Origin of the sequence: Streptomyces sp. NPDC002018 (genome assembly GCF_042890865.1) — a bacterium.
In the GTDB taxonomy this organism is placed as follows: domain Bacteria; phylum Actinomycetota; class Actinomycetes; order Streptomycetales; family Streptomycetaceae; genus Streptomyces.
Genome location: NZ_JBIASO010000001.1, coordinates 447,179 through 473,031, shown reverse-complemented (window position 1 = coordinate 473,031; position 25,853 = coordinate 447,179). Strand labels below are relative to the sequence as shown.

Genomic DNA, 25,853 nt, shown 5'->3' with positions numbered 1-25,853 from the left:
CGCTGCCTCGCGGACAGGGTGGTCAGCGGGTATCGCCCCACTTGCCGCGAATTCAGCACCAGCACAGCTTACGTTGTACAACTGGGAGGACCACTCCGGGGTGTTGCGCGCATTACAAGAACGCTGCGATGCGGGCCAACCTTCCCTGAAGGCAGGTGACTTGACCGTTCCTTGAGGATCAGTGGCCGGTTTCCGCCCCCGGTGAGCGGCCGCCCGCGCGCGAGAAGGCCTCCGCCGGATCGATCCGGCGGAGGCCTCGGCCGAGCGGTCGGACTACTTGCCCGTCTCCTTCTCGTACGCCTTGATGACCTCGTCCGTCGGGCCGTCCATCAGCAGCTCGCCCTTCTCCAGCCAGAGCACACGGTCACAGGTGTCCCTGATCGACTTGTTGCTGTGGCTGACGAGGAAGACCGTGCCGGCCTCCTTGCGCAGTTCACGGATGCGCTGCTCGGAACGGATCTGGAACTTGCGGTCACCGGTGGCGAGCGCCTCGTCGATCATCAGGACGTCGTGGTCCTTGGCGGCGGCGATGGAGAACCGGAGCCTGGCGGCCATGCCGGAGGAGTAGGTCCGCATCGGGAGGGTGATGAAATCGCCCTTCTCGTTGATGCCGGAGAAGTCGACGATGCCCTGGTACCGCTCCCGGATCTGCTCGCGCGTCATGCCCATGGCCAGCCCGCCGAGGATCACATTGCGCTCCCCGGTCAGGTCGTTCATCAGCGCCGCGTTCACACCGAGCAGCGAGGGCTGGCCGTCGGTGTAGACCTTGCCGCTCTCCGTGGGCAGCAGCCCCGCGATGGCGCGCAGCAGCGTCGACTTGCCGGACCCGTTGGTGCCGATCAGACCGATCGCCTCGCCGCGGTAGGCGGTGAAGGAGACTCCTCGTACGGCGTGGACCTTGCGGACTCCCCGCGACTCCCCCTTGTCGCGGCGGAGTATGCGGCTGAGCGCCGCGGTGGCACTGCCCTTCCCGCCGCCCCCGCCGTTGACGCGGTACACGATGTGCACCTCGTCGGCGATGACGGTGGGGATACGTCCCTGCTTGTTGTCGTCAGCCACGCCCGTACCGTTCCTCAGCCTTCCAGAAGTACACGAAGCCGACGACACCCAGCAGCACGGCCCACGCCAGCGCCGCGAGCCAGACGTGCGCGGGGAGGTTCGACGAGCCGTACCCGTCGATCAGCGCGAACCTGACGAGATCCATGTAGACGGCGGCGGGGTTGTACTGGAGGACGTCCGCGATCCAGGCCGGCCTGTCCTTGAGCATCACCGGGATGGAGAACATCACGCCCGACGCGTACATCCAGGTACGCATCACGAACGGCATGAGCTGGGCGAGGTCGGGGGTCTTGCTGCCCAGCCGCGCCATGATCAGGGCGAGACCGGTGTTGAAGAGGAACTGGAGCACCAGCGCGGGGACCACGAGCAGCCAGCTCAGCCGGGGATAGCTGCCGAAGGCAACCGCCACCGCGACCAGGACGATCATCGAGTACAGAAGCTGCTGGAGCTGCTGGAGCGAGAAGGAGATCGGCAGCGAGGCCCGGGGGAAGTGCAGGGCCCTTACGAGCCCCAGGTTGCCGGAGATCGCGCGGACACCCGCCATCACCGAACTCTGGGTGAAGGTGAACACGAACACGCCGGTGACCAGGAACGGGACGAACACCTCCTGCGGGATGCCCTTCCTGGTTCCCAGGATCAGACCGAAGATCAAGTAGTAGACCAGGGCGTTCAGCAGGGGGGTCGCCACCTGCCAGAGCTGGCCGAGCTTGGCCTGGCTGTACTGGGCCGTGAGCTTCGCCTGGGAGAAGGCCAGGATGAAATGACGCCGGCCCCAGAGCTGCCGGACGTAGTCGCCCAGGCCGGGCCGGGCACCGCTCACCGACAGGCCGTACTTGGCGGCGAGCTCCGCCGAGGTCAGACCGTCGTCGGACGACGGCGGGGCGCTCACGGCGATCGCGCCCTCTTGGGTTGTGTCACTCACAAGTTGAAACTTTCGTCTTCAAGATGCGCAGCCGGACGGGCACAAGCACGGACGGCCGGGCCCCGGGAGTAGGAGTAGCCCCGATGCTCTCAGATCCGAAGCTTGTCAGATGACAGGCGGTCGGCCCAGCCGGGTCAGCCGCCACACCGTACGCCACTTCATGGGACGGCGCGGTCCGCAGGGGGTCGCCCAGCCCTCCCGGAACCCGCCGAACCAGGCCTTCAGCGCCGTGGTCGAGGGGCGCCGGAGCAGGGTGACCAGCAGCCACACCCCGAGATAGAGCGGCACGAAAGGGGCGGGCAGATTCCGGCGGGCGAGCCAGACCCGGTTACGGGCCACCATACGGTGGTACACCGCGTGCCGGGAGGGCGGTGTCGTCGGATGGCTGAGCACCATGTCCGCGCGGTAGTCGATCATCCAGCCCGCGTCCAGGGCCCGCCAGGCGAGATCCGTCTCCTCGTGCGCGTAGAAGAAACCGCCGGGCAGCGGCCCCACCTCCGCCAGGACCTTGGTCCGCACGGCGTTGGCCCCGCCGAGGAAGGTGGTCACCCGGGACGACCGCAGCGGGTCCGAGGCGCGCAGCCGCGGGACATGGCGGCGCTGGGTGAGCCCCGTCTCGGGATCGGCGATCCGGAAGCTGATGATGCCGAGCACCGGATCGGCCGCGAAGGCCTCGCGGATCAGCTCCGCGGTGTCGGTCCTGGGGAGCCGGCCGTCGTCGTCGAGGAAGAGCAGGGCGTCCACGCCGGAGCCGGCGGGCCCGAAGGCCTCGATACCCACGTTGCGGCCGCCCGGGACACCGAGATTCTCGGGCAGCTCGACCGTCCGTACCCCGTCGGGAACGTCACCCACCGGGGCGCCGTTCCCGACCACGACGATCTCGACCGGATCGCCCTGCTGCCGTGCGACCGACTCCAGCAGCGCACGCAGCTCGGCGGGGCGGTCACCCATCGTGATGATCACCGCGCCGAGCCGCATGTCGCTCACCTCAGCCTGCTCGACGCCAGGATCGAGACGAGGTGCAGCACGGTCTGGACGACGGCGATACCGGCGAGGACCGCGATTCCGAGCCGGGTGAAGAACAGATCGCCCCGGACGGCGTCGAGGACGGCCACCACCAGGATGAAGAGGCTGGCCTCGATACCGCCGACGAGCCGGTGGAACTTGAGCATGGCCGCGGCCCTGCGGGCCAGCGCCAGACCCGAGGAGCGGGGTACGGACGCCTCGTCCTTGACGGCGGGCAGACCGCTGCGCTGCCTGGCCACGTCGACCAGATCGGTCTCGGCCTTGATCAGGATCGCGCCGAGCGCGGCGAGCGTGCCGAGGAAGGCCCACAGCCAGTTGGTGGCCGCGCCGTTCTGGTGGAAGACGTCCGCGCCGCGCACCCCGAAGCCGATCAGCAGAGCGGCCTCACAGAGGTAGTGGCCGATCCGGTCCAGATAGACCCCGGTGATGGACGTCTGCTTGCGCCAGCGCGCCACCTCGCCGTCGACACAGTCGAGCAGCAGATAGATCTGGAACAGGACCGCCGCGAGGATCGCGCCGGGAAGTCCCGGCAGGAGCAGCGCGGCGCCCCCCGCGATCCCCACGACCACCATGAGATAGGTGAGCTGGTTGGGCGTTATCCGGGTGTTCACCAGGTACGGGTCGATGTGCAGCGAGATCTCCCGCATGTACAGTCGCCCGGCCCAGTGCTCTCCGCTGCGCCGGTCCTTCACTCCCTCCGGGTGAACGACCGGTCGGAGTTCAGCTACTGATGGTCTTGGCATAGTCGGCGTACGCGTCCCTGATCTTGTCGGTGGACAGGTCGAGGTGTTCCAGGATGGTGAAGCGGCCGGGACGGGTCTGCGGCGCGTAGGCGACGGCCTGTACGAACTCCTCGGGGGAGAAGCCGATCTCCTCGGGCAGTACGGGCAGCCCGTGCCGGTGCAGTACCTCGGTGAAGAGCTGTGACTCCTCGTGGGCGCCGCGCAGGAACATCGCGAAGGCGGCCCCGAGGCCGACCTGCTCGCCGTGGAGCGCGCGGCGCGCGGGGTGGAGCAGGTCGAACGCGTGGCTGATCTCGTGGCAGGCGCCGGACGAGGGCCGGGTGTCGCCGCTGATCGACATGGCGATACCGGTGAGCACCAGGGCCTCGGCGAGCACCGTGAGGAACTCGTCGTCGCCCGCGCCGCCGGGGTGGCGCAGCACGGCCTCACCCGCGGTACGGGCCATGGCGGAGGCGAGTCCGTCGACCGGCTCGCCGTTGATCCCGTGCGACAGCTCCCAGTCCGCGATGGCGGAGATGTTGGAGACCGCGTCACCGATGCCCGAGCGGATGAAGCGGACCGGGGCGTCACGGATCACATCGAGGTCGACGACGATCGCGATGGGCGTGGGCACCCCGTAGGAGCCCCGGCCGTTGTCGTTGTCCAGGGTGGACACCGGCGAGCAGAGCCCGTCGTGCGCGAGGTTGGTGGCGACGGCGACCAGGGGCAGGCCCACCCGGGCCGCCGCGTACTTCGCCACGTCGATGATCTTGCCGCCGCCGAGGCCGACCACCGCGTCGTACCGCTTGCCCTTGATGCCGTCGGCGAGCCGGACGGCGGAGTCGATGGTGCCGTCGGCCACCAGATACCAGTCGGCGTCGGGCAGCACCGGCTCCAGCCGGGCGCGCAGCGTCTGCCCCGAGCCACCGCTGACCCCGATGGCGACCCGGCCCGAGCTGGAGATCCGCTGGTCGGCGAGGAGACCGGCGAGATCGTCCAGGGCGCCGGGCCTGATGTCGACGACGACCGGGGACGGGATGAGCCGGGTCAGTACTGGCACGCGATCTCACGGCCCTTCGCGAGGTCGTCGTGGTTGTCGATCTCGACCCACGGGATGTCCCCGATGGGGGCCACGTCGAGGGTGAAGCCCCGGTTCACCAGCTCCTGGTAGCCGTCCTCGTAGTAGAGGTCGGGATCCCGTTCGAAGGTGGTCCGCAGGGCGTCGGCGAGATCGGCGGCGGCCTCGGGCTCGATCAGCGTGACCCCGATGTACTCGCCGGTGGCGGTGGCCGGGTCCATCAGCTTGGTGATCCGGCGTACGCCCTTGGCGCCGTCCGTGATGACCTTCATCTCCTCGTCGGCGAGGCGCTTGACCGTGTCGAGGGCGAGGATGATCCGCCGGTCCCCGCCGCGCGCGGCGAGCAGGGTCTTCTCGACGGAGACCGGGTGGACGGTGTCCCCGTTGGCGAGGATCACACCGCGCGTCAGGATGTCCCGGGCACACCAGAGGGAGTAGGCGTTGTTCCACTCCTCGGCCTTGTCGTTGTCGACGAGGGTCAGCGCGATGCCGTACTTCCTCTCCAGGGCCGCCCGGCGCTCGTAGACGGCCTCCTTGCGGTAGCCGACCACGATCGCGGCCTCGGTCAGACCGACCTCGGCGAAGTTGCCCAGGGTCAGATCGAGGACCGTGGTGGTCCCCTCCCCCGCCGGGTCCACGGGCACGAGGGCCTTCGGAAGCGTGTCGGTGTAGGGGCGCAGACGCCGTCCGGCACCGGCGGCCAGTACGAGGCCGATCATGCGGTTTCTCCTTCGTCATGTACGGCGGGGGCTCCGGAGGACACCCAGAACCGGATGGACTCCAGGAGCACGACCAGCGCCACGACGGCCGCGAGCACCGTCAGGGCCAGGGGGAAACCGGAGTGCCGGGTCACCAGGACGGCCGCGAGCACGGTGACGGCCAGCGTGCGGCCCTCGTGCCCGCCGACCGCCCGGACGAGCCATCCGGGCGGCGCGCCGCTGCCGCCGCGGATGCGGTACACCGTGTCGTAGTGATGGTAGGCGACGGCCGCCACCAGCCCGAAAGCCGCGGGCAACGCCCCGTTCACCTCGGAGCGGGCGGCGAGCACCAGGACGGTGCCGTACTCGGCGGCCCGGAACACCGGCGGGACCAGCCAGTCCAGCGCGCCGCCCAGCGGGCGGGCGACGGCGAGGCCCGAGGTCAGGACGTACAGCAGGGCCGCGAGGACCGGCCAGGGGCCGTCGAGGGGCGCGAAGGAGGCGGTGGCGACGACCGCGGCCCCGCCGATGAACGCGATCACGAACGGCAGCGGGCCGGGGAGCCGGCGGGCCGGGCGCCTCAGCAGCGCGGCGGTGCCCGTGGCGAGCGGACCCGAGTCGGCGAGGTCGGCGAGGGCCTGGGTGGCGTGTGCGCCGCGGACGGCCTTGCGGGTCACCGAGCGCAGGACACGGCCGGCGGTGGTGTAGCAGGCGGCGAAGGCACAGCCGGCGAGCAGTGCGTAGAAGACGGTCCTGGGGGTGGTCAGGGCGGTCAGTACGGCGATCATCGCCCAGCGCTCACCGATGGGCAGCACGATCATCCGGCGCGCCCACACCGTCCAGCCGACCCGGTCGAGCCTGCTGGAGAGGGCGGCGGTGGGGGAGCCCGGCCCGGCCGCCGCGGTGGCACCGGCGGCGCTCGGGACCGTAGCGCCGGAGTTCGCCTCGTTGAAGGAGAAGTCGACGACATGCCGGCAGGTCTGGAGGACCATCGCGCCCAGTGCGAGCGCCCACACGTCGTCGCCGCCCCGGGCGGCGCCGAGCGCGAGGCCCGCGTAGTAGGCGTACTCCTTGGCGCGGTCGAAGGTGGCGTCCAGCCAGGCGCCCATCGTGGAGTACTGGAGCGAGTAGCGGGCGAGCTGCCCGTCGGTGCAGTCCAGTACGAATGAGAGGAGCAGCAGCGCGCCGGCGGCCACGTAGCCGCCCCGGGTGCCGGTGGCCGCGCAGGCCGCCGCGATCAGGGCGGTGAGGAGGGACGCGGTGGTGACCTGGTTGGGGGTCAGTCCGCGGCGGGCGCACCAGCGGGCGAGATACCGGGAGTACGGGCTGACGGCGAAGGTGGTGAAGAAGCCGTCGCGCGCCTTCACGGCGGAGCGCAGCCGTACGGCCTCGTCGTCCACGGCCGCAACCGCGGTCTCGGCCCGCTCCCGGGCGTCCTGGTCGGCCGGTACGGCCGCGACGAGCGACCCCAGTTCGGGACGGTGGACGCCGGTGCCCCGGGTGTCGAGCGCGGTGGCGACCCGGTCGGCGAAGGACTCCCGGGCGGCGGTGACGGTGGCACCGGTCCCCGGAGGTCCGGCCGCGCCGGCCGGTGTCCCGGGTCCTTCGGCCGTGACGGCCGCCATGGCGCCCAGCAGCGCGGCGCGGGCCTCGGGCTGGGCGGTGAGCGCCCCGGGCACGGCGGCGGCGGGGAAGCGCGGGTCGGTGAGGGCCAGGCGCAGCGCGTGGACATGGCCGACGAAACGGGAGTCGACGAGGGCGACCCGCTCGGCCGCGGGGGCCGCGGCGAGAAGGCCGTGGGCCTCCTCCGTGCCCGGCGCGGTCCGTACGTCGTACCCCAGCGACCTCAGATGGCCTTCGAGCGGCGATCCGGGGACCGGGGGACCGGTGAGGATGGCGGTCGGCAGACGAACTCACTCCTTGGCGCTGACAGGGCTGGGTGCGCGGCGATGGGACCCGGGATCCGGGTGGCGGCACGTCGGCAGAGAGGCTATCGGATGAACGGAAGGCTGAGTTCACCGCCCGTTTACGCTCCGGACGCCGGGGTCTGAGCGGGCGGCGGCCCGGACGATGATCATCATTGACGATGCCCCGCCCCCGGGACAAACGACGATCTGCGCCCGGAGGGCACCCTTTAGGGTGGCGGGCATGACGTGGCTGATCACAGGTGGAGCGGGTTATATCGGGGCACATGTGGCACGGTCGATGACCGCGGCGGGAGAGCGGGTCGTCGTGCTCGACGATCTCTCCACCGGTGTTCCCGAGCGGCTTCCCGCCGGGATCCCGCTGGTGCGGGGCTCTTTGCTGGACCGCGCGCTGGTCGACCGTACGCTCGCCGCGCACCAGGTCACGGGTGTGGTGCATCTCGCGGCGAAGAAGCAGGTCGGGGAGTCCGTCGAGCGGCCGCTGACCTATTACAGGGAGAATCTGCACGGGCTCACGGTGCTGCTCGACGGTGTCGTCGCCGCGGGCGTGCGCCGTTTCCTGTTCTCCTCCTCCGCGGCCGTGTACGGAGTGCCGGATGTGGAGTTGATCACGGAGCGGACCCCGGCCGTGCCGATCAGTCCGTACGGCGAGACCAAACTCGCCGGCGAGTGGCTGGTCCGGGCGGCGGGCCGGGCGCACGGGATCGCCACCGCCTGTCTCCGTTACTTCAATGTGGCGGGTGCGGCCGAGCCCGAACTGTCGGACACCGGGGTGTTCAACATCATCCCGATGTTCTTCGACCGGATCAGCCGGGGCGAGGCGCCCCGGATCTTCGGCGCCGACTATCCGACACCGGACGGCACCTGCATCCGGGACTACATCCATGTGGCGGATCTCGCCGAGGCCCATCTCGCCGCCGCCCGCATGCTGTCCGGCCAGGAGGGCGCGGGCGATCTCACGGTCAATATCGGCCGCGGCGAGGGCGTCTCGGTCCGTGAGCTGGCCGGGCTGGTGGCCGAGGTCACCGGCCACCGGGCCGACCCGGTGATCGGGGCCCGGCGCCCCGGCGATGCCGCGAAGGCCGTCGCCTCGGTCGGGCTGATCGCCGGGACACTGGGCTGGACGGCGAGCCGCGGGGTACGCGAGATGGTCGAATCGGCCTGGGAGGGCTGGCTGCTGCACCACCCGGCGGCGCCGGTCGGCTGACGGTGGCACTGCTCTGACCTGCGATCATTTCCGCAGGTCAGAGCATATGACAACGGTGTTCACTGCCGTGTTGCCGCATACCCCCCGCCCGTAGTTCACTGACCAGGTCGACAGATCGCACAGACGACCGGAAGGCGGTTCCATGGGGGCAGGGCACGACCACGGGCACAGCCACGGCGCGCCTCAGGGGGGCACCGCGACCGCCGCGTACCGGGGGCGGCTGCGCATCGCGCTGTCGATCACCCTCTCCGTGATGGTCGTGGAGATCATCGGCGGTATCGCGGCCGACTCCCTCGCCCTGTTCGCCGACGCGGCGCACATGGCGACGGACGGGGTGGGCCTGGGGATGGCGCTGCTGGCGATCCACTTCGCCGGCCGGCCCGCGGACGCGAACCGCACCTTCGGTTTCGCGCGGGCCGAGATCCTCGCCGCGCTGGCCAACTGTCTGCTGCTGCTCGGTGTCGGCGCCTTCCTGGTGTACGAGGCCGTCGAGCGCTTCGTCACGCCGCCCGAGACCAGGGGCGGGCTGACGGTCGTCTTCGCCCTGATCGGTATGGTCGCCAATCTGGTCTCCCTCTCGCTGCTGATGCGAGGCCAGAAGGAGAGCCTCAATGTGCGCGGGGCGTATCTGGAGGTGCTGGCGGACACGCTCGGCTCGCTCGCGGTGCTGATCTCGGCCGGTGTCATCCTGGCCACCGGATGGCAGCCGGCGGACCCGATCGCGGGTCTGCTGATCGGGCTCATGATCGTTCCGCGTACGGTGAAGCTGCTGCGGGAGACCTTGAACGTCCTGCTGGAGGCCGCGCCCAAGGATGTGGACATGACCGAGGTACGGGCACATATGCTCGGACTGCCGGGCGTGGCCGACGTACATGACCTCCATGTCTGGACCATCACCTCCGGTATGCCGGTGCTCTCGGCCCATGTGGTGGTGGACCAGGACGCGCTGGACGCGGTGGGCCACGAGAAGATGCTTCATGACCTGCAGGGATGCCTCGGGCATCACTTCGACGTCGAGCACTGCACCTTCCAGCTCGAACCGCGGGGGCATGCCGAGCACGAGGCGAAGCTCTGTCACTGACGTACTGTCACTGACACCCCCGGGGGCCTGGGAGAACGGACATGCCCACGCTCGCGAAGTGCGGACACGGGGCTTTTGTGCGGCAGACTTGGGGGCTGAGGCCCGAAGCGAAGGATGGTTATGCCGACCACACCAGTCAGTACGGCGAGCGACTCGTCGAACGGCGTTCAGGAAACGATCATGCTGGAGCTGGTCGACGAGAACGGCAATACCATCGGCACCGCCGAGAAGCTTTCGGCCCATGAGGCGCCCGGCCTGCTGCACCGGGCGTTCTCCGTCTTCCTCTTCGACGAGCAGGGACGGCTGCTGATCCAGCGCCGCGCGCTGGGCAAGTACCACTCCCCCGGTGTCTGGTCGAACACCTGCTGCGGACATCCCTACCCGGGCGAGGCGCCGTTCACGGCGGCGGCCCGCCGCACGCACGAGGAACTGGGTATCTCGCCCTCGCTGCTCGCCCAGGCCGGAACGGTCCGCTACAACCACCCGGACCCGGCGTCGGGGCTGGTGGAGCAGGAGTACAACCACCTCTTCGTCGGGATGGCGCAGTCCGCGCTGCGGCCCGATCCCGACGAGGTCGGCGAGACGGCCTATGTCACCCCGGCGGAGCTGGCGGGACGGCATGACCGGGACACGTTCTCGGCATGGTTCATGACCGTGCTGGACTCGGCACGCCCGGCGATCCGAGAGCTCACAGGGCCTGCCGGGGGCTGGTGACGCCCCCGCCCGCCGGTGCCCCGCCGACCGGGGCCAGGAACGGCAGCGTCGCCCAGATGATCTTCCCGCCGCCGGCGGTGTGCTCGACGGCGCAGCTACCGCCGGCCTCGCGGGTGATCTCCCGTACGAGCAGCAGTCCGCGCCCGCCCGTCTGGGCGTGATCGGTCTCCAGGGCCTTGGGCCGGTACGGATGGTTGTCCTCGACCGCGACCCGGACCCACTCCGCGCCGATGGCGACCTCGACACCGATCTCGGGCGAGAGCAGGGCCGCGTGCCGTACGGAGTTGGTGACCAGCTCGGAGACGATGAGCAGCAGCGCCTGCACGACCGTGCCCCTGACCGGTACGCGCTGCCGTACGAGCAGGTCGCGCACCGCGTGCCTGGCCCGCGGTACGGAGGCGTCGACGGCCGGGGCGGTGAAGCGCCAGACCCCCTCGTACGACAGCGGCCGGGCCGGAACACTCCCGCGGCTCTCCATCCTTGCGGCACCCACCCTTGATTCGACCGGTGGCTCGACCGGTGTCGTCGTCCATCAGATACCGAGTGTTGGGAAAGAGCTGGTCCATACCGGGCCACTGAGCAGAAGTCAGCCGTAATTGGCAGACGATGACCGCATGCGAACGAGCGGACAGCGATGGTGATCGGACTCGATCGCCCGTCAGCGCTCCAGAAGCGGTCGGAAGGACACCCGAGGGAGGAGCGCGCCCCGTCGGGGATAGCATCCGGCGCATGGAGCCGCACCTGCCGCACACCGTCTCCGACGGCATCGCGACCGTCGTGATCCACCACCCCGCCAAGCGCAACGCGATGACGGCGTCGATGTGGCGTGAACTGCCGCCGCTGCTCGGACGGCTGGCGGAGGATCCCGACGTACACGTGCTGGTGCTGACCGGCGAGGGAGCGACGTTCTGCGCGGGCGCCGACATCTCCTCACTGCGCGAACCTCCTCGGACCCGGGCGGCCGGGGAGCCCGGCGAGGAGCGCGGGCAGGAGTCCGGGGAGCCCGGCGAGGCGTTCTCCGGGGCCGACGACGACCCACGGTCGCTGGCCGTACGGGCCGAGGAGGCGCTGGCCGCCTTCCCCGGGCCGACACTCGCGGCCGTCCGCGGCCACTGCGTGGGCGGCGGCTGCCAGCTCGCCGCGGCCTGCGATCTGCGGTTCGCGGAGGAGGGCGCCCTGTTCGGGGTGACCCCGGCACGGCTCGGGATCGTCTATCCGGAGTCGTCCACCCGGCGGCTGGTCTCGCTGGTGGGACCCTCGACCGCCACGTACCTGCTGTTCTCGGCGGAGTTGATCGGTACGGAGCGCGCGCTGCGCACCGGACTGGTGGACGAGGTGCTGCCGGCCGGGGAACTGGGCCGACGCGTGGCGGAGTTCGCCCGGATCCTGGTCTCCCGCTCACGGCTGACCCAGGCGGCGGCCAAGGAGTTCGTCTCCGGCCGCACCGGCCGCCCTTCCCTCTCCGGGCAGAGCGACCGTACGGCGTACTGGACGGAGCGGGCACGTGCCAGCGGGGAGACCGCGGAGGGGGTCGCCGCGTTCCTGGAGCGCCGGGAGCCGCGCTTCGGCCGGAGCGCTCGCATATGAGCCCGCGCGCTCCCCGACGGCACCGGTCCCGGCGGAGGGCGCGCTCCCTCTTCACCTGCCCCTTGCCCCCGCCCCTGCCCCGCCCCCTGTGCCCCCGCCCCACCCCCTGCCTGTCGTACCAACCAGTCGGTAACATGCCCGCCATGACCACTCTGCCCGAACGCGCCGCACGCCGCTGTCACGCCGTCGTCAACCCGCTCCACTCGGCCCTCTACTTCTCCCCCGACCTGGGCCGCGCGTTCGCGCGCGCGGGTCTCGACGACACCGGCGCCGCCTACTTCGCGGCCCGTTCCGCACCGATGGGCCGGGTCGGGGCGGGCACCGTCACCGCGACCTTCTACAACTTCAAGCACGATCTGGTGGCCCGGCACATTCCGCGCGCGTGGGACGCCCTCTCCCCCGAGGACGCGCTCGACGCACGGCTGCGCGCGGTCGACTCGCTGCTGCGGCGGCTGCTGGGCGAGGAGGCCCTGGCCTCGAAGGAGCTGGCCGACGCGGCGGAACTGGCCCTGCGCGCCACCGAGGCCTGCACACGCCCGGCGCGCCCGCTCTACGCGGCCAACGCCGATCTGCCGGTGCCCGACGCGCCCCACCTCGCCCTCTGGCACGCCGCCACGCTGCTGCGCGAGTACCGCGGCGACGGCCATCTCGCGGCCCTGACGAGCGCCGGGCTCGACCCCCTGGAGGCACTGGCCAGCCATACCGCGAGCGGGCGCGGCATGTCCCCGAAGTGGGTCCTCGCCACGCGCGGCTGGAGCGCCGAGGAGTGGGAGGCCGCCCGGGAGCGGCTGCGCGGGCGCGGGCTGCTGGCCGCGGACGGCGGGCTGACCGGAGCGGGTACGGAACTGCGCGGCGCCCTGGAGGACGAGACGGACCGGCTGGCCCGGCCGCCGTACGAGCATCTCGGCGCGGCCGGCGTGGCCCGGCTCACCGAGCTGGCCGGGGGATTCGCCGGTGCGGCGCTGGCGGCGGGCGCGTTCCCCGCCGATCTCATCGGCCGGGGCTGAGCCGGTCGCGCCCTCCGATGTCACCGCCACCTGCCACAATGCAGATCGGCGGACCACAGAACAGCGGAGCGTGATCGTGACGACGTCCATCGAAGGCAGGATCGCCGGGGAACTCGGCGTACGGGAGCGGCAGGTGAGGGCGGCCGTCGAGCTGCTCGACGGCGGGTCGACCGTGCCGTTCATCGCGCGCTACCGCAAGGAAGCGACCGAGATGCTCGACGACGCGCAGCTACGCACCCTGGAGGAGCGGCTGCGCTATCTGCGGGAGCTGGAGGAGCGGCGGAGCGCGATCCTGGAGTCCGTGCGCGAACAGGGCAAGCTGGACGACGCCCTGGAGGCGCGGATCCGGGCCGCGGACACCAAGGCGCGCCTGGAGGACATCTATCTGCCGTTCAAGCCGAAGCGGCGCACGAAGGCGCAGATCGCCCGTGAGGCGGGTCTTGAGCCGCTCGCCGAGGGCTTGTTGAAGGACCCCTCGGTCGAGCCGACTGCGGCCGCGGCGGCGTTCGTGGACGCGGACAAGGGGATCGCGGACCCCGCCGCCGCGCTGGAGGGCGCGCGTTCCATCCTCACCGAGCGCTTCTCCGAGGACGCCGATCTGATCGGCGAGCTCCGGGAGCGGATGTGGACACGGGGCCGGCTCGCCTCGAAGGTGCGGGAGGGCAAGGGCGACAGCAAGGAGGGACCCGGCGCCAAGTTCGCCGACTACTTCGACTTCGCCGAGCCGTTCCCCGCGCTCCCCTCGCACCGGGTGCTGGCCATGTTCCGGGGCGAGAAGGAGGATGTCCTCGATCTGGTGCTGGAGCCGGAGGACCCGTCCGAGTCTGCGGAGCGGCCGGGCCCGACGATGTACGAGAACATGATCGCGCGGCGCTTCGGGATCGCCGACCGGGGCCGGCCCGGTGACAAGTGGCTCGCGGACACGGTGCGATGGGCGTGGCGCACCCGGATCCTGGTGCATCTCGGGATGGATCTGCGGCTGCGGCTGCGCACCGCCGCCGAGGACGAGGCGGTGCGGGTGTTCGCCGCGAATCTGCGCGATCTGCTGCTGGCCGCGCCGGCGGGCACACGCGCGACGCTCGGCCTCGACCCCGGGTTCCGTACGGGCGTGAAGGTGGCCGTGGTCGACGCGACGGGCAAGGTCGTCGCCACGGACACGATCTATCCGCATGTCCCCGCGAACCGGTGGGACGAGTCGCTCGCGACCCTGGCGCGGCTGGCCGGGGAGCACGCGGTCGATCTGATCGCCATCGGCAACGGCACGGCGTCCCGGGAGACCGACAAGCTCGCCGGTGAGCTGTGCGCGAAGCATCCGGAGCTGAAGCTCACCAAGGTGATGGTGTCCGAGGCGGGCGCCTCGGTGTACTCGGCCTCCGCGTTCGCCTCGCAGGAGCTGCCCGGTCTCGATGTGTCGATCCGCGGCGCCGTCTCGATCGCGCGCAGGCTCCAGGACCCGCTCGCCGAGCTGGTGAAGATCGATCCCAAGTCGATCGGTGTCGGCCAGTACCAGCACGATCTGTCCGAGCTGAAGCTGTCCCGCTCGCTGGACGCGGTCGTCGAGGACTGTGTCAACGGCGTGGGGGTCGATGTGAACACCGCGTCGGCGCCGCTGCTGTCGCGGGTGTCGGGGATCGGTGCGGGTCTCGCCGAGAACATCGTCGCCCATCGCGACGCCCATGGGCCGTTCCGCTCCCGGCGGGCGCTCAAGGATGTGCCGCGGCTGGGCCCGAAGGCGTACGAGCAGTGCGCGGGCTTCCTCCGTATCCGTGACGGGGACGACCCGCTGGACGCGTCGAGCGTGCACCCCGAGGCGTATCCGGTGGTGCGCTCGATGGTGAAGACGGCCGGCAGCGAGGTGGCGGCGCTCATCGGGAACGCGTCGGTGCTGCGCTCGTTGAAGCCGGCCGACTTCGTGAACGACTCCTTCGGGCTGCCGACCGTCACGGACATCCTGCGCGAGCTGGAGAAGCCGGGCCGGGACCCGCGTCCGGCGTTCAGGACGGCGACGTTCAAGGAGGGCGTGGAGAAGATCGGGGATCTGGTGCCGGGGATGGTGCTGGAGGGGGTCGTGACGAACGCCGCGGCGTTCGGGGCGTTCGTCGACATCGGGGTGCATCAGGACGGGCTCGTCCATGTCTCCGCCATGTCGCGGAACTTCGTCAAGGACCCGCGGGAGGTGGTGAAGCCGGGCGATGTGGTCAAGGTGAAGGTGATGGAGGTCGACGTGCCCCGTAAGCGGATCTCCCTGACGCTGCGTCTGGACGACGAGGTGGGCGCGAAGCCGGAGCGCGACCGGTCGGGCGGCGGCGGACGGCCGCCGCAGCAGCGGCAGGGCGGACGCGGCGGACGGGGCGGCGGCGCACGTCAGGCAGCGGCGCCGCCGCCTCCGGCGAACAGCGCGATGGCCGACGCGCTGCGCCGTGCGGGACTGACGGACCCGAAGGGCGGCGGACGCGAGGGCCGTGGGGGCGGCAGGCGGGGCTGACACGACGGACGACGGGGCCGCCCGGACACCGGGCGGCCCCCCCTTGTCCCCGGATCTGGTCCCCGGATCGTCCTCAGATCTCCGTCACCGTGCCCGCCGACACGTCCAGGCGGCGTGTCGTGCGGACCGCGTTCAGCATGCGCCGGTCATGGGTGACCAGGAGCAGGGTGCCGTCGTAGGAGTCCAGCGCGGATTCGAGCTGTTCGATCGCCGGCAGGTCGAGGTGGTTGGTCGGCTCGTCCAGCACCAGCAGATTCACGCCCCGGCCCTGGAGGAGCGCGAGTGCGGCGCGGGTCCGTTCACCTGGTGAGAGCGTGGTCGCGGGGCGCAGCAGATGGCCGGACTTCAGACCGAACTTGGCGAGCAGGGTGCGGATCTCGGCCGGTTCGATGTCGGGCACGGCCGGACGGAACGCGTCGAGCAGGGTCTGCGGGCCGTGGAAGAGGGCGCGCGCCTGGTCCACCTCGCCCACGACGACGGCCGAGCCGAGCGAGGCGTGGCCCGCGTCCAGGGGGAGACGGCCCAGCAGGGCGGCCAGCAGGGTGGACTTGCCCGAGCCGTTGGGCCCGGTGATGGCGACCCGGTCGGCCCGGTCGATCTGGAGCGAGACGGGGCCGAACCGGAAGCCGCCCCGTCTGACCTCGGCGCCGTTCAGCACCGCGACGACCGCCCCGGAGCGGTCCGCGGCGGCGATCTCCATCCGCAGCTCCCACTCCTTGCGCGGCTCCTCGACCGCGTCGAGGCGCTCGATGAGCCGCTGGGTCTGGCGTGCCTTGGCCGCCTGCTGCTCGCTGGCCTCCGTGCGGAACTTACGGCCGATCTTGTCGTTGTCGGTCGCCTTGCGCCGGGCGTTCTTGACGCCCTTCTCCATCCAGGCGCGCTGGGTGTGCGCCCGGGTCTCCAGGGCCGCCTTCCTGTCGGCGTACTCCTCGAACTCCTCGCGGGCGTGGCGGCGCGCGGTCTCCCGTTCCTCCAGATACGCCTCGTACCCGCCGCCGAAGAGCGTGACGTTCTGCTGGGCCAGGTCGAGTTCCAGCACCTTGGTGACGGTGCGTACGAGGAATTCGCGGTCATGGCTGACCACGACCGTGCCGGCGCGCAGACCGGTCACGAACTTCTCCAGCCGTTCGAGGCCGTCGAGGTCCAGATCGTTGGTCGGCTCGTCCAGCAGGAAGACGTCGTACCGCGAGAGCAGGAGCGAGGCGAGGCTCGCACGGGCGGCCTGCCCCCCGGAGAGGGTGGTCATCGGCTGGTCGAGTCCGACGGTGAGGCCGAGCGAGGCGGCGGTCTCCTCGGCCCGCTCGTCCAGATCGGCGCCACCGAGGCTCAGCCAGCGCTCCAGCCCGGCGGCATAGGCGTCGTCGGCGCCCGGCGCGCCGTCGACGAGCGCCTGGGTGGCCTCGTCCAGCGCGGTCTGCGCGGCGGTGACTCCGGTACGGCGGCCCAGGAAGGCCCGTACGGTCTCCCCCGCGCGCCGCTCGGGCTCCTGGGGAAGATGGCCGACGGCGGCGGTGGGCGGGGAGAGCCTGACCGCCCCGTCCTCGGGCGTGTCGAGTCCGGCGAGCAGCCGGAGCAGGGTGGACTTCCCGGCGCCGTTGGCGCCCACGAGTCCGATCACCTCGCCGGGCGCGACCACGAGGTCGAGCCCGGAGAAGAGCGAGCGGTCGCCGTGTCCGGCGGCGAGATCCTTGGCTACGAGCGTGGCAGTCATCAGACCGTGATCCTAACGAGGTACTGGACGCGGGGGCGGGCCGGAGCAGGCCCGCCGGCTTCTGCGCGGATCTCCACCCCCTGGTCGGGGCGGCTCGCGCAGGAAGCTGCCACGGACCGGCGCCCCGGGCACCCAGGAGGCGAGACCGGGCGCCGACCGCGTCGCGGGTGCGGGCCGGGGTGCCGGGATCCGCGCCGTGCGCGGCCACGGCGGCGCCGCGCGGAGAGCCGTCGGTACGGGGACGGGGGAAGAAGGATCCCGGACCAAGGACCCGCCCGTCCACCGGAATTGGTCCCGCCCGTCGGTCGGGCGATGGGACCGAGCGACGGATTCCGCTACGGTCCGGACATGAACGGCGGCAAGAACGATGTGATAGTGGTCGGCGGCGGAGTCATCGGTCTGACGACGGCGCTGGTGCTGGCGGAGAGCGGGCACCGGGTCGGGATGTGGACCCGCGATCCACTGGGGCGGACCACGTCGGCGGTGGCGGGAGCCCTGGTCTGGCCCTACCGTATCGAGCCGGCGCGGCAGGTCGGCGCCTGGCTGGAGCGGTCGCTGAGCCATTACGAACGGCTCGCGCGGCGCCCGGACGAGACCGGGGTGCGCATCGTCCCCGGGCTGATGAAGGACACCTCCCCGGCGGGCCTGGGGAGCTGGGCCGCCCGGGTCCCGGGACTGCGCGAGGCCCGTGCGGACGAACTGCCCGCGGGTGTCGGACAGGCGCTGCGCGCCGCCGTCCCGCTGATCGACATGCCCGTTTACCTGCGCTATCTGAAGGAGCGGCTGCGGGCGGCGGGCGGCACCGTGGAGCGGCGTTCGGTCACGGGCTTCGAGGAGCCCGCGGCGCTGGCGCCCGTCGTGGTGGACTGCACCGGGATCGGTGCCCGGGTGCTGGTGGCGGACGCGTCGCTGTACCCGGTGCGCGGCCAGGTGGTGGTCGTGGAGAACCCGGGGATCGACGAGTGGTTCGTGGCGAGCGTCCCCGGGTCCACCGATACGACGTATGTGCTGCCGCAGCCGTACGGAGTGCTGCTCGGCGGCACGGCGACGGACCACTCCTGGGATCTGCGCCCCGACCCGGCCGAGGCCGAGGCCATCGTGGCGCGCTGTGCCCGGATCCACCCCGCGCTGGCGGGGGCGCGGGTGCTGGAGCACCGGGTGGGGCTGCGGCCCGCGCGCCCCCGGGTCCGGCTGGAGGCCGTACCCCTGCCCGGGGGCGCGCGGCTGGTGCACAACTACGGTCACGGCGGCGCGGGTGTCACCGTGGCCTGGGGCTGCGCGGAGGACGCGGCCCGGCTGGCGCTGGAGTGACCGCGGATCAGCAGTCGGCGGGCGCCGCCGCGGTCAGATGGTACGCGGCGCGCTCGTCGAGGAGCAGCGGGACCAGATTCCGCTGCGACTGGCGGAGCGGTACGAAGGCGCCCTTGCCGAGCGGCAGCGCCAGCACTCCGTGGAGCGCCAGTTCGTCCTTGACGTCCGCGTACTGCGTGGCGTCGAGGCGGTAGCCGCACGGCGGGTTCTGGATGATCTGCTCGGGGGTCGCCGGTTCGTTGTCCGCGCCGCCGAGATAGACCGGGCCGCGGTCCCTCAGCCCGGCCAGCCGCGCGGTGGCCGTGGCGCCGGCGATCGCTCCCCTGCGCTCGTCGGTGAAGGCGAACAGCCCCTTCAGGGAGTCGAGCTGGCTGGTCACCCGGCGGCGGTGGTTCAGCGCCGGATCGGCCTCCTCGGCGTCGGTCAGCGCGTCGACCCGGCTCTCAATGAGCAGGCCGAGCGAGTGTTTGACGCCCGCCGCGTTGCGCAGGATGCGCTCCTGGCCGTCGCCGGCGGTCTGCCGGATCGGGTCACCGGTCACCGGGTCGGTCCAGATCCCGTAGGTGCCGATGGAGTGGCCGCCCGCGCGCGCGGCGGGCCGTACATAGCGTTCGGAGAGTGCCCGCGACTCGTCGTGGACCGCGGTCGCGGTGTTGAGATTGCGCGGCCAGAGGTCGAACAGGTCCTTGTCGTAGTACGGCGGGGTGGCCCCGTACTCGTGCAGGTCGTAGATGACGTCGGGGCGTTCGTCGCGGACCAGTGCCGCGAAGGCGCGGGCCTCGGCGGTCCTGAGCGCGATGTGGTCGCGGTTGATGTCGACGCCGTCGGAGTTGCCCCGGGTGTCGGCGGCCCGTCCGTCCGGGTTGGCCGTGGGGACGACGAGCACGGTCGTGCGGTCCAGGAAGCGCCGGGTGTCGCGGTCCTTGGCGTAGGCGAGATCGCGGACCGTGGTCAGACACGCCTCACGGCCCGACGGCTCGTCGCCGTGCTGGCTGCACACGAGCAGCACGGTGGTGGCCGCGTGCCGGGCGCCGATCCGGACGAGCTGGAGCGGGCGGCCCTGTGCGGTGGTGGCGAGGGTGGTGAGCGTGGCGCGCTCGCTGCCCCGGTCGACGGCGGCCAGGAACTCCTGCTCCTGCGGCTGGCTGGTCCACTGCGCGCCCTGGCTCGTCTCGAATCCGGTGCGCGGCGGGGCGGGCGAGGAGGTGGCCTGGGCGGGGACGGCGGCCATCATCGAGGTGACGAGGGCCGTGGCGGTGACCGCCAGAGCGAGGCCTCGTATGCGGGACGTCATGACGCGTGGTGAGGTCATCGGCTGCTGTCTCCCGGGATCGGAGGTGTCAGGCGCGGCTCTGCCACGCCGTGGTGACGGGACTCGCGGGGTGCGCTGTGCGGCGGGACGGCGCCGGTGGTGGCGCGGGCGAAGGCCGCCGCACCGCCGACGAGTGGCAGTCCGGCGGTGGTCCTGGACAGATCGAGGGTGAGGGTGGGAGTGGTGGACGGCGGGTCGATGAGGCCCTGGTCGGTACCGGCGACGATCAGGGCGAGGCGGTGTCCGGCCGGGACGACATGGTCGGTCGCGGCGAGATCGATGGTGAGGGTGTACGGCTTGCCGGGGGTGAGGGGGCGGCCGTGGCCGGCCGACGCGTAGGTGCCCAGATCGGCCCAGCCGCGGCTGAAGACCGTGTGATCGACATCGGCCGTCCTGGCCGCGGTCTCCCGGTAGCAGGAGCTGTCGGCGGTGGTGCTCGGGCCCCAGCAGGTGCGTTCGGTCAGCGTGGTGATGCCTTCGCCCGAGGCGCTGTAGTCCCGGATCGTGTCGGGACCGAGGTCGACGAGGACCGCGGAGAGATGGGCCGTCGAGGTGGACGGCGTGACGGTGACGGTCACCTCGCCGGAGCCGGACAGCCGCAGATCACGGCTGAGCGGCCGGGTGAGGAAACCGGACTTGTCCGGGGTCGGCCGGTCGATCTCGGCGGCCCAGTCGGTCTCGCTCCGGCCCGGGTCGTCGGTGAAGGTCTCGGTCGTGCCGGGCCTCGCGGGTGTACGGCCCAGGGTGCCGACCCCGGCGTCCTGGCCCGCGCCGGGACGCAGGACGGTGGTCGCGGTGGTGCGCGGCGGCCATACGCGGTCGGTGGACCACTGGTCGGGGGCGCGCTCGATGTCCGCCATGGGCTCGCGGTCGATGCCGTTGTCGTAGCCGAGGAGATAGTGGTCGAACCAGCGGTGCAGGGTGGAGACCCAGGTGGCACGGCGGAAGTCGAACGGGTCGACATGGCCGGTCTGGGAGAGCCAGATCTTGCGCTCCACACCGGCGTCGGCGAGCGCGTCCCACCACTGGCCGAGATGCTTGCCGCGGACATTGAGGTCCTGGGTGCCGTGGACGGCGAAGACACTGGCCCGGACCTTGTCCGCGTTCCTGACGTAGTCGCGCTCGCTCCACAGGCCGGTCAGGTCGCCGGTGCGCGGTGCCTCGTCGATCAGCCGCTGCTGGACCACCTGGCAGCGGGCGCGGGCCTCGGGGCTCTCGACATAGTCGGAGAGCCACTCGGGTCCCGAGTCGTAGAGGGGCGCGCCCTGCTGGAAGTAGTAGTCGTACCAGGAGGAGATCGCGCTGATCGGGACGATGGTCTTCAGTCCCTCGACCCCGGTGGCGGCGACGCCGTTGGCGATGGTGCCGTCGTAGCTCTTGCCGATCATGCCGGTGGCGCCGGTGGTCCAGTCGGCCCGTACGCGCTCGGTGCCGGTGCGGCTGCCGTAGGCGCGGGCGCGGCCGTTCAGCCAGTCGACCACGGCCTTGGCCGACTGGATGTCGGAGCGTCCGCCGACATCGACACAGCCGTCGGAGCGGTTGGTGCCCGCGAGGTCGACGGCGACGAAGGCATAGCCGCGCGGTACGAAGTAGTTGTCGTAGTGGAGCGGGAAGCCGACGGGCCTGCCGTCCGCGTCATAGGTCTTCCGCTGGCTCTCGTTGCCGCGTCCGCAGCAGGAGTAGTAGGGGCTCGCGTCCATGATCACGGGGACCTTGCGGCCCTGCCGGGCGGGTTCGCCGGGCCGGATGACATCGACGGCGACCCGGTCGGTCCTGCCGTCCTCGTCCCCGTCGATCCCGGTGTCCACCCAGACGGACTCGCGGATGGCGTTCTCGTACGAATAGACCGGCTGACTCTCCTTCACCCGCGGTCCGCCCGGCGCCGCGGCGGGCTGCGCGCCCTGGGCCCCCGTCGGGGTGAGCAGCACCCCCAGCAGAGCGGCGGAGGCCGCCGCGACCAAGGTTCTGCATGACCAGCGGGTTCCCCGCGCACGGATCTCCATGGGGCGGAAGGTACCCCGGTGAACTCCCGTGCAAAAGAGGGCAGTCGATCGGCCGGTGGGGCGCGAGGGCGTGGACGGGCCTGTCGGCCGCGTGGTGGTCGTGCGGTGGTCGCATGGTGGTCGCGTGGCGGGAGGGACGGGGGCGCCGTGACCCGCGCGCCCCCGGTCCGGCGACGCGGCCCCGGTCCGGTGGCACGGAGGCGGCGGTCCGGCGACGCGGGGGCGGGGAAGAGTGGGGCGGGGAGAAGTGGGCGGATGGCACGGGGGCGGGGGAAGCGGGCGGCCAAGCGGGCCGGTGGGACGGGGCAAGCGGGCCGACGGACTGGCGGCCGTGGGCGCACCGCCGGCCCACAGGGCCTGATGGAGCGCTTTGGAAGCGCTCTCACCCTCACGCCCGCAGCGGTTAGGCTGTAGCTGTCCGGCGGCCCGTCTCGCCCCCGTATGCGGCGCCGCCGTACGGTACCGCCGTATCGGTCCTTCCTGCCTGCCACCATCAGCCATGTTCGTCGCCGACGAGGAGCGCACGCCTTGCCCGAGCCGTCCCCTGGGTTCCGTCCCACTCTGGAAGCTGTCGCCGCGCGCGCCGGCGTCTCCCGGGCCACGGCCTCGCGGGTCGTCAACGGCGGTGCGGGCGTCCGGCAGCCGCTGGTCGACAAGGTGCGCCGGGCGGTGGACGAGCTGGGGTACGTACCGAACCACGCCGCCCGCACCCTGGTCACCCGGCGTACCGGCGCGGTCGCCGTGATCATCGCCGAGCCGGAGATCCGGATCTTCTCCGACCCGTTCTTCTCCCAGCAGATCCGCGGTATCAGCAAGGAACTGACCGCGCACGACACCCAGTTGGTGCTGCTGCTGCTCGAAGGGCCCGGCGACTACGACCGGATCGCCCGGTATCTCGCGGGCGGCCATGTCGACGGCGCGCTCGCCTTCTCCCTGCACACCGACGATCCGATCCCCGAGATCACCCGGCGGGCCGGGATGCCGACCGTATACGGCGGCCGGCCGAGCTGGACGGCGGCGCAGGACCACCAGGCCGTGCCGTATGTGGACGCCGACAACCGCGGCGGCGCCCGCGCCGCCGTGCAGTATCTGCGGGAACTGGGCCGGCGGCGGATCGCGCATATCGCGGGCCCGCGCGACCAGACCTCGGCCACCGACCGGCTCGACGGCTACCGGGACGTGCTGCTGGACGCGGATCCCGCGCTGATCGCCGAGGGCGCGTTCACGGCGGAGAGCGGGGAGCGCGCGATGGCGGAGCTGCTGGAGCGGTGCCCCGGTCTGGACGCGGTGTTCGCCGCCAACGATCTGATGGCGTCGGGCGCCCTGCGGGTGCTCAAGGAGCGGGGCCTTTCGGTGCCCGGCGATGTGGCGCTGGTCGGCTTCGACGACATGGACTCGGTCGCGGAGGCCACCGACCCGCCGCTGACCACCGTCCAGCAGGACATCGAGGGACAGGGCCGGCTGATGGCGCGGCTGCTGCTGCGCGGTCTGGACCGGGAGCGTGAAGGCGCCTCGGCGCCGGCCTCGGTGATCACCCCGACCACACTGGTACGGCGGGCCTCGGCCTGAGCCGAGACCCGCCGTCCGTGGGGGACCCGTGGGGGACCCGTGGGGGGTCATGGGGTGGGTCACCAGGTCGTACCACCCTGGTCGTACCACCTGGGCCGGGTCACCCGGGCCGGGTCACCGGGGCCGGGTGCGGACCCGGCCCCGGTGCCCGCTACCCGGTCGCGGTCGAGCGCGCGGGCACGGCGAGCGTCTTGCCGTCCGAGAAGGTGACCGTACGCGCCACCGTGTCGAAGTTGTGCGCCGCGTAGGTCCGTACCCCGCCCTTGCTGAAGACGGCGGAGGTCGGGATCGACCCGGTCACCGTCGCGTCCGGAGCGCCCAGCGAGTCCAGCGTGGTGATCCAGTGGTACGTATGGGCCCTGGACTCGCCCGCCTCGGGTGAGTAGCCCGCGTTGCCCGCGTCCCACTTGGCCTTGGCGGCCGCGGGATCGGCGAGCGCCTCGAACTCCCAGAGGATGTCGCGCCATTCGACGGCCGGTCCGCCGTTCTCCCGCACCATCTCGGCGAGGTTGCGCCTGATCGCGTCCTTCTCGCGGGCCAGATGGAGCGAACCCCCGGTCAGCGGAAGGGCGTTGATGCCGTGGATCTCCTCCGGGTTGGCCGTCCACCAGGTGGAGTAGGCGCCGCCGCTGCCCCACACCATGCCGACCGTGTCGTGGCCGAAGGAGGCCGGGAAGACCTGCTGGTCGGCGTCGAACCAGTACTGGCCGATCGCCTCGGACTCGGTCGCCAGCAGATAGCTGCCCAGATCGCGCAGCGCGGTGTCACCGGTCGCGGAGCCCCACAGGATCAGGGCGGCGCTGAGGTTGGTGGACTCCGACGACGACTCCTGGTTGTTGCCCGCGGCGAAGCCCTGGTGGCCCGCGGCCCAGCTGTGGCCCGCGTACACGTCGAAGCCGCGCAGGAAGGGGAAGGCGGTGTCGTCGCGGCTGGGGTTGGCCGCGTCGCGCACGAGCGTCTTCACCATGCCGCCCCAGGCGGAGTCGGCGGCCCACGCCCGGTCGTACTGGGCGACGATCGCCGCCGCGTAGACGTAGTAGCTGTAGTGGAAGTGGTGGTCGTTGAGTTCCGTGTCACTGCCGTAGGACGCGGGGTACCCGATCAGCGTCTTCCAGTTCCGGTCGTACGAGAACTCGTTCGCGCCGCCCGCCGTGAACCACTGCTCCAGTCTGCCCTTGAGCAGTCCGACGAGCTTGTCGCGGGTCGCGGTCTCCCCGATCTGGTCGGCCAGGGGCGCCAGTTGGGCGAGTTTGCCCAGCGCCTTGCCCGTCCAGTAGGTGTCGACCGCGCCGGAGAACGGATCGGCCGCGTTCGCCACCTCGTTCAGATATCCCCTGAGCCGTGCCTGGTCGACCGCGCCCGCTCTGGGCAGCGCGGGCAGCACCCCGGCTGACTGCTGGCTGGTGGTGAAGGACGCGCCCTCGCGGACCTTCATCGTGCCGCGCGGTGAGACATAGGTGTACGGGGTCAGCGCGTCGGTCGTGTTCAGCCACTGGTGGCGGTAGAGGGCCTGGAGCGTACCGGTCTCGGTGCCCTCCTGCGGGGCGGTGGTGAGGCTGTAGGTCGCCCTGACGTTGCCGCCGGAGGCGCTCCAGCTCACCTTCGAGCCGGTGACGAAGCTGTACGCGTACTTCCGGTAGGTGGCCAGCGCGTCCGTGGAGGGCAGGAGCGCGAGCGAGAAGTAGTCACGGCCGCCGAGCCCGGCCGTGAGCGTGCTGCCCGCGACGGACCAGTCGCTGCCGGTCGGTGCGAACAGGGCGTAGTGGTGGCCCGCGACGGTGATGCCGAGGACATTGCCCTGGTCGGCGAAGACCTGGGGCGCGGCGGCGGTGGTGACCCGCGCGTCGCCGCCGGTGCCTTTGGCGTAGACGAAGGGCAGCCCGTGGCCGATGGTGGCCCGCAGGGTGCGGGCGCCGTCCGACCAGTACGGGGTGACGGTCCAGTCCGACCAGGAGTCGGCCTTGGTGTCGGGCGAGTTGAGCCCGGTCAGGCCGAGCGTGAGATCGGCCTTGTGCGCGTACTCGTACTGGCGGCCGTCACCGGTGATCGTGGGGGTGGTCGGATAGCCGACCTGGAGACCCCCGGCGGTCGCCTGGTAGGTGAGCGGATGGCCGTACATCGGTGTGGAGTACGGATTGTCGCCGTACCGCTGGTAGGCGAGCGAGGACCACCAGTCGTTGGTGGGCACCGGCTTGTTCCGGGCGGCCTCGGTCAGCTTGGGGGTGACCGGAGTGCCGGTGTTGGTCGTGGGGCCCGATGTGCCCGCGGGACGGGTGTCCGAGTAACTGCCCGCGCCCACGGGGACGGTGGCGGCCATCGCCGGACCAGCGGCGGGTCCCAGGCCGACGGCGGCCAGGGCGGTGACCAGTACCAGCGCGGAAACGGGTCTGGCTCGGGAGACGGACATGGACGGCACCTCGAAGACATGGGGGGAAG

At 71.7% G+C, this 25,853-nt stretch carries 19 protein-coding genes and 1 pseudogene; 8 read left to right on the top strand and 12 right to left on the bottom strand.

The window, feature by feature from the left end:
- Positions 1–273: 273 nt before the first annotated feature.
- The 7 genes from ACFYYH_RS02005 to ACFYYH_RS01975 form a co-directional block, all read right to left on the bottom strand.
- Entirely contained in the window at positions 274–1,059 is a 786-nt protein-coding gene (locus ACFYYH_RS02005; protein WP_388544580.1) for an ABC transporter ATP-binding protein, read from the bottom strand.
- The gene (locus ACFYYH_RS02000) at positions 1,052–1,981 is read right to left on the bottom strand and encodes an ABC transporter permease (RefSeq protein WP_388544577.1); all 930 of its coding nucleotides are present in this window, start codon (positions 1,979–1,981) and stop codon (positions 1,052–1,054) included. The genes ACFYYH_RS02005 and ACFYYH_RS02000 overlap by 8 nt, the downstream gene beginning before the upstream one ends.
- A 105-nt stretch (positions 1,982–2,086) precedes the next feature.
- Positions 2,087–2,959 (bottom strand): glycosyltransferase family 2 protein, encoded by an 873-nt coding sequence (locus ACFYYH_RS01995; RefSeq protein WP_388545280.1) that lies wholly within the window; start codon positions 2,957–2,959, stop codon positions 2,087–2,089.
- Positions 2,960–2,964: 5 nt separating this feature from the next.
- Positions 2,965–3,750: a CDP-alcohol phosphatidyltransferase family protein gene (locus ACFYYH_RS01990; RefSeq protein WP_388544575.1), complete on the bottom strand. Its 786-nt coding sequence runs from the start codon at positions 3,748–3,750 to the stop codon at positions 2,965–2,967.
- Entirely contained in the window at positions 3,728–4,789 is a 1,062-nt protein-coding gene (locus ACFYYH_RS01985) for an iron-containing alcohol dehydrogenase family protein (protein WP_388544572.1), read from the bottom strand. Before ACFYYH_RS01985 ends, ACFYYH_RS01990 begins: the two co-directional genes overlap by 23 nt.
- Positions 4,777–5,526 carry a sugar phosphate nucleotidyltransferase gene (locus tag ACFYYH_RS01980; RefSeq protein ID WP_388544570.1) on the bottom strand — a complete coding sequence of 250 codons (750 nt, stop codon included), beginning with the start codon at positions 5,524–5,526 and terminating at the stop codon, positions 4,777–4,779. Before ACFYYH_RS01980 ends, ACFYYH_RS01985 begins: the two co-directional genes overlap by 13 nt.
- Complete coding sequence (locus tag ACFYYH_RS01975) at positions 5,523–7,412, bottom strand: DUF5941 domain-containing protein (RefSeq protein WP_388545278.1); 1,890 nt, start codon at positions 7,410–7,412, stop codon at positions 5,523–5,525. The genes ACFYYH_RS01980 and ACFYYH_RS01975 overlap by 4 nt, the downstream gene beginning before the upstream one ends.
- A 241-nt stretch (positions 7,413–7,653) precedes the next feature.
- Between ACFYYH_RS01975 and galE the strand changes: the two genes are divergently transcribed.
- From galE to idi, 3 genes are all read left to right on the top strand, one after another.
- Positions 7,654–8,637: a UDP-glucose 4-epimerase GalE gene (galE, locus tag ACFYYH_RS01970; RefSeq protein WP_388544567.1), complete on the top strand. Its 984-nt coding sequence runs from the start codon at positions 7,654–7,656 to the stop codon at positions 8,635–8,637.
- Between the two features lie 142 nt (positions 8,638–8,779).
- Positions 8,780–9,718, top strand: a complete 939-nt coding sequence (locus ACFYYH_RS01965; RefSeq protein WP_388544565.1) for a cation diffusion facilitator family transporter — start codon at positions 8,780–8,782, stop codon at positions 9,716–9,718.
- A 120-nt stretch (positions 9,719–9,838) separates the two neighbouring features.
- Positions 9,839–10,432 (top strand): isopentenyl-diphosphate Delta-isomerase, encoded by a 594-nt coding sequence (gene idi, locus ACFYYH_RS01960; protein ID WP_388544562.1) that lies wholly within the window; start codon positions 9,839–9,841, stop codon positions 10,430–10,432.
- Here idi and ACFYYH_RS01955 read toward each other — a convergent pair.
- Positions 10,407–10,910 carry an ATP-binding protein gene (locus ACFYYH_RS01955; RefSeq protein ID WP_388544559.1) on the bottom strand — a complete coding sequence of 168 codons (504 nt, stop codon included), beginning with the start codon at positions 10,908–10,910 and terminating at the stop codon, positions 10,407–10,409. The genes idi and ACFYYH_RS01955 overlap by 26 nt on opposite strands.
- A 251-nt stretch (positions 10,911–11,161) precedes the next feature.
- Between ACFYYH_RS01955 and ACFYYH_RS01950 the strand changes: the two genes are divergently transcribed.
- From ACFYYH_RS01950 to ACFYYH_RS01940, 3 genes are all read left to right on the top strand, one after another.
- Positions 11,162–12,019, top strand: coding sequence for an enoyl-CoA hydratase/isomerase family protein (locus ACFYYH_RS01950; RefSeq protein WP_388544557.1), 858 nt, complete (start codon positions 11,162–11,164; stop codon positions 12,017–12,019).
- Positions 12,020–12,162: 143 nt separating this feature from the next.
- Positions 12,163–13,026: a hypothetical protein gene (locus ACFYYH_RS01945; RefSeq protein ID WP_388544555.1), complete on the top strand. Its 864-nt coding sequence runs from the start codon at positions 12,163–12,165 to the stop codon at positions 13,024–13,026.
- A 76-nt stretch (positions 13,027–13,102) separates the two neighbouring features.
- Positions 13,103–15,511: a Tex family protein gene (locus tag ACFYYH_RS01940; RefSeq protein WP_388544552.1), complete on the top strand. Its 2,409-nt coding sequence runs from the start codon at positions 13,103–13,105 to the stop codon at positions 15,509–15,511.
- A 73-nt stretch (positions 15,512–15,584) separates the two neighbouring features.
- Here the strand turns inward: ACFYYH_RS01940 and ACFYYH_RS01935 are convergent, their stop codons facing one another.
- Positions 15,585–17,222: an ABC-F family ATP-binding cassette domain-containing protein gene (locus ACFYYH_RS01935; protein ID WP_388544550.1), complete on the bottom strand. Its 1,638-nt coding sequence runs from the start codon at positions 17,220–17,222 to the stop codon at positions 15,585–15,587.
- 348 nt (positions 17,223–17,570) lie between these two features.
- Here ACFYYH_RS01935 and ACFYYH_RS01930 point away from each other — a divergent pair, with 348 nt between their 5' ends.
- The gene (locus tag ACFYYH_RS01930) at positions 17,571–18,533 is read left to right on the top strand and encodes an FAD-dependent oxidoreductase (protein WP_388544548.1); all 963 of its coding nucleotides are present in this window, start codon (positions 17,571–17,573) and stop codon (positions 18,531–18,533) included.
- A gap of 7 nt (positions 18,534–18,540) precedes the next feature.
- Here ACFYYH_RS01930 and ACFYYH_RS01925 read toward each other — a convergent pair whose 3' ends face one another.
- Both ACFYYH_RS01925 and ACFYYH_RS01920 read right to left on the bottom strand, forming a co-directional pair.
- Positions 18,541–19,845 (bottom strand): M14 family metallocarboxypeptidase, encoded by a 1,305-nt coding sequence (locus tag ACFYYH_RS01925; protein WP_388544545.1) that lies wholly within the window; start codon positions 19,843–19,845, stop codon positions 18,541–18,543.
- Positions 19,842–21,848 carry a Xaa-Pro dipeptidyl-peptidase gene (locus ACFYYH_RS01920; protein ID WP_388544542.1) on the bottom strand — a complete coding sequence of 669 codons (2,007 nt, stop codon included), beginning with the start codon at positions 21,846–21,848 and terminating at the stop codon, positions 19,842–19,844. Before ACFYYH_RS01920 ends, ACFYYH_RS01925 begins: the two co-directional genes overlap by 4 nt.
- A gap of 528 nt (positions 21,849–22,376) precedes the next feature.
- On the opposite strand from ACFYYH_RS01920, the gene ACFYYH_RS01915 reads away from it, so the two are divergent.
- A complete protein-coding gene (locus ACFYYH_RS01915) occupies positions 22,377–23,417 on the top strand; it encodes a LacI family DNA-binding transcriptional regulator (RefSeq protein WP_388544540.1) in 1,041 nt (346 codons plus the stop codon).
- A gap of 110 nt (positions 23,418–23,527) precedes the next feature.
- Here the strand turns inward: ACFYYH_RS01915 and ACFYYH_RS01910 are convergent.
- Positions 23,528–25,824: pseudogene (locus ACFYYH_RS01910) on the bottom strand (glycosyl hydrolase); the annotation flags it as partial.
- Positions 25,825–25,853: the final 29 nt, after the last annotated feature.

Coding starts and splice junctions, on each gene's coding strand:
- ACFYYH_RS01995 (WP_388545280.1), bottom strand. CDS start 2,959: ATGCGGCTCGGCGCGGTGATCATCACGATGGGTGACCGCCCCGCCGAG.
- ACFYYH_RS01990 (WP_388544575.1), bottom strand. CDS start 3,750: ATGCCAAGACCATCAGTAGCTGAACTCCGACCGGTCGTTCACCCGGAG.
- ACFYYH_RS01980 (WP_388544570.1), bottom strand. CDS start 5,526: ATGATCGGCCTCGTACTGGCCGCCGGTGCCGGACGGCGTCTGCGCCCC.
- galE (WP_388544567.1), top strand. CDS start 7,654: ATGACGTGGCTGATCACAGGTGGAGCGGGTTATATCGGGGCACATGTG.
- ACFYYH_RS01965 (WP_388544565.1), top strand. CDS start 8,780: ATGGGGGCAGGGCACGACCACGGGCACAGCCACGGCGCGCCTCAGGGG.
- idi (WP_388544562.1), top strand. CDS start 9,839: ATGCCGACCACACCAGTCAGTACGGCGAGCGACTCGTCGAACGGCGTT.
- ACFYYH_RS01955 (WP_388544559.1), bottom strand. CDS start 10,910: ATGGAGAGCCGCGGGAGTGTTCCGGCCCGGCCGCTGTCGTACGAGGGG.
- ACFYYH_RS01950 (WP_388544557.1), top strand. CDS start 11,162: ATGGAGCCGCACCTGCCGCACACCGTCTCCGACGGCATCGCGACCGTC.
- ACFYYH_RS01945 (WP_388544555.1), top strand. CDS start 12,163: ATGACCACTCTGCCCGAACGCGCCGCACGCCGCTGTCACGCCGTCGTC.
- ACFYYH_RS01935 (WP_388544550.1), bottom strand. CDS start 17,222: ATGACTGCCACGCTCGTAGCCAAGGATCTCGCCGCCGGACACGGCGAC.
- ACFYYH_RS01930 (WP_388544548.1), top strand. CDS start 17,571: ATGAACGGCGGCAAGAACGATGTGATAGTGGTCGGCGGCGGAGTCATC.
- ACFYYH_RS01925 (WP_388544545.1), bottom strand. CDS start 19,845: ATGACCTCACCACGCGTCATGACGTCCCGCATACGAGGCCTCGCTCTG.
- ACFYYH_RS01920 (WP_388544542.1), bottom strand. CDS start 21,848: ATGGAGATCCGTGCGCGGGGAACCCGCTGGTCATGCAGAACCTTGGTC.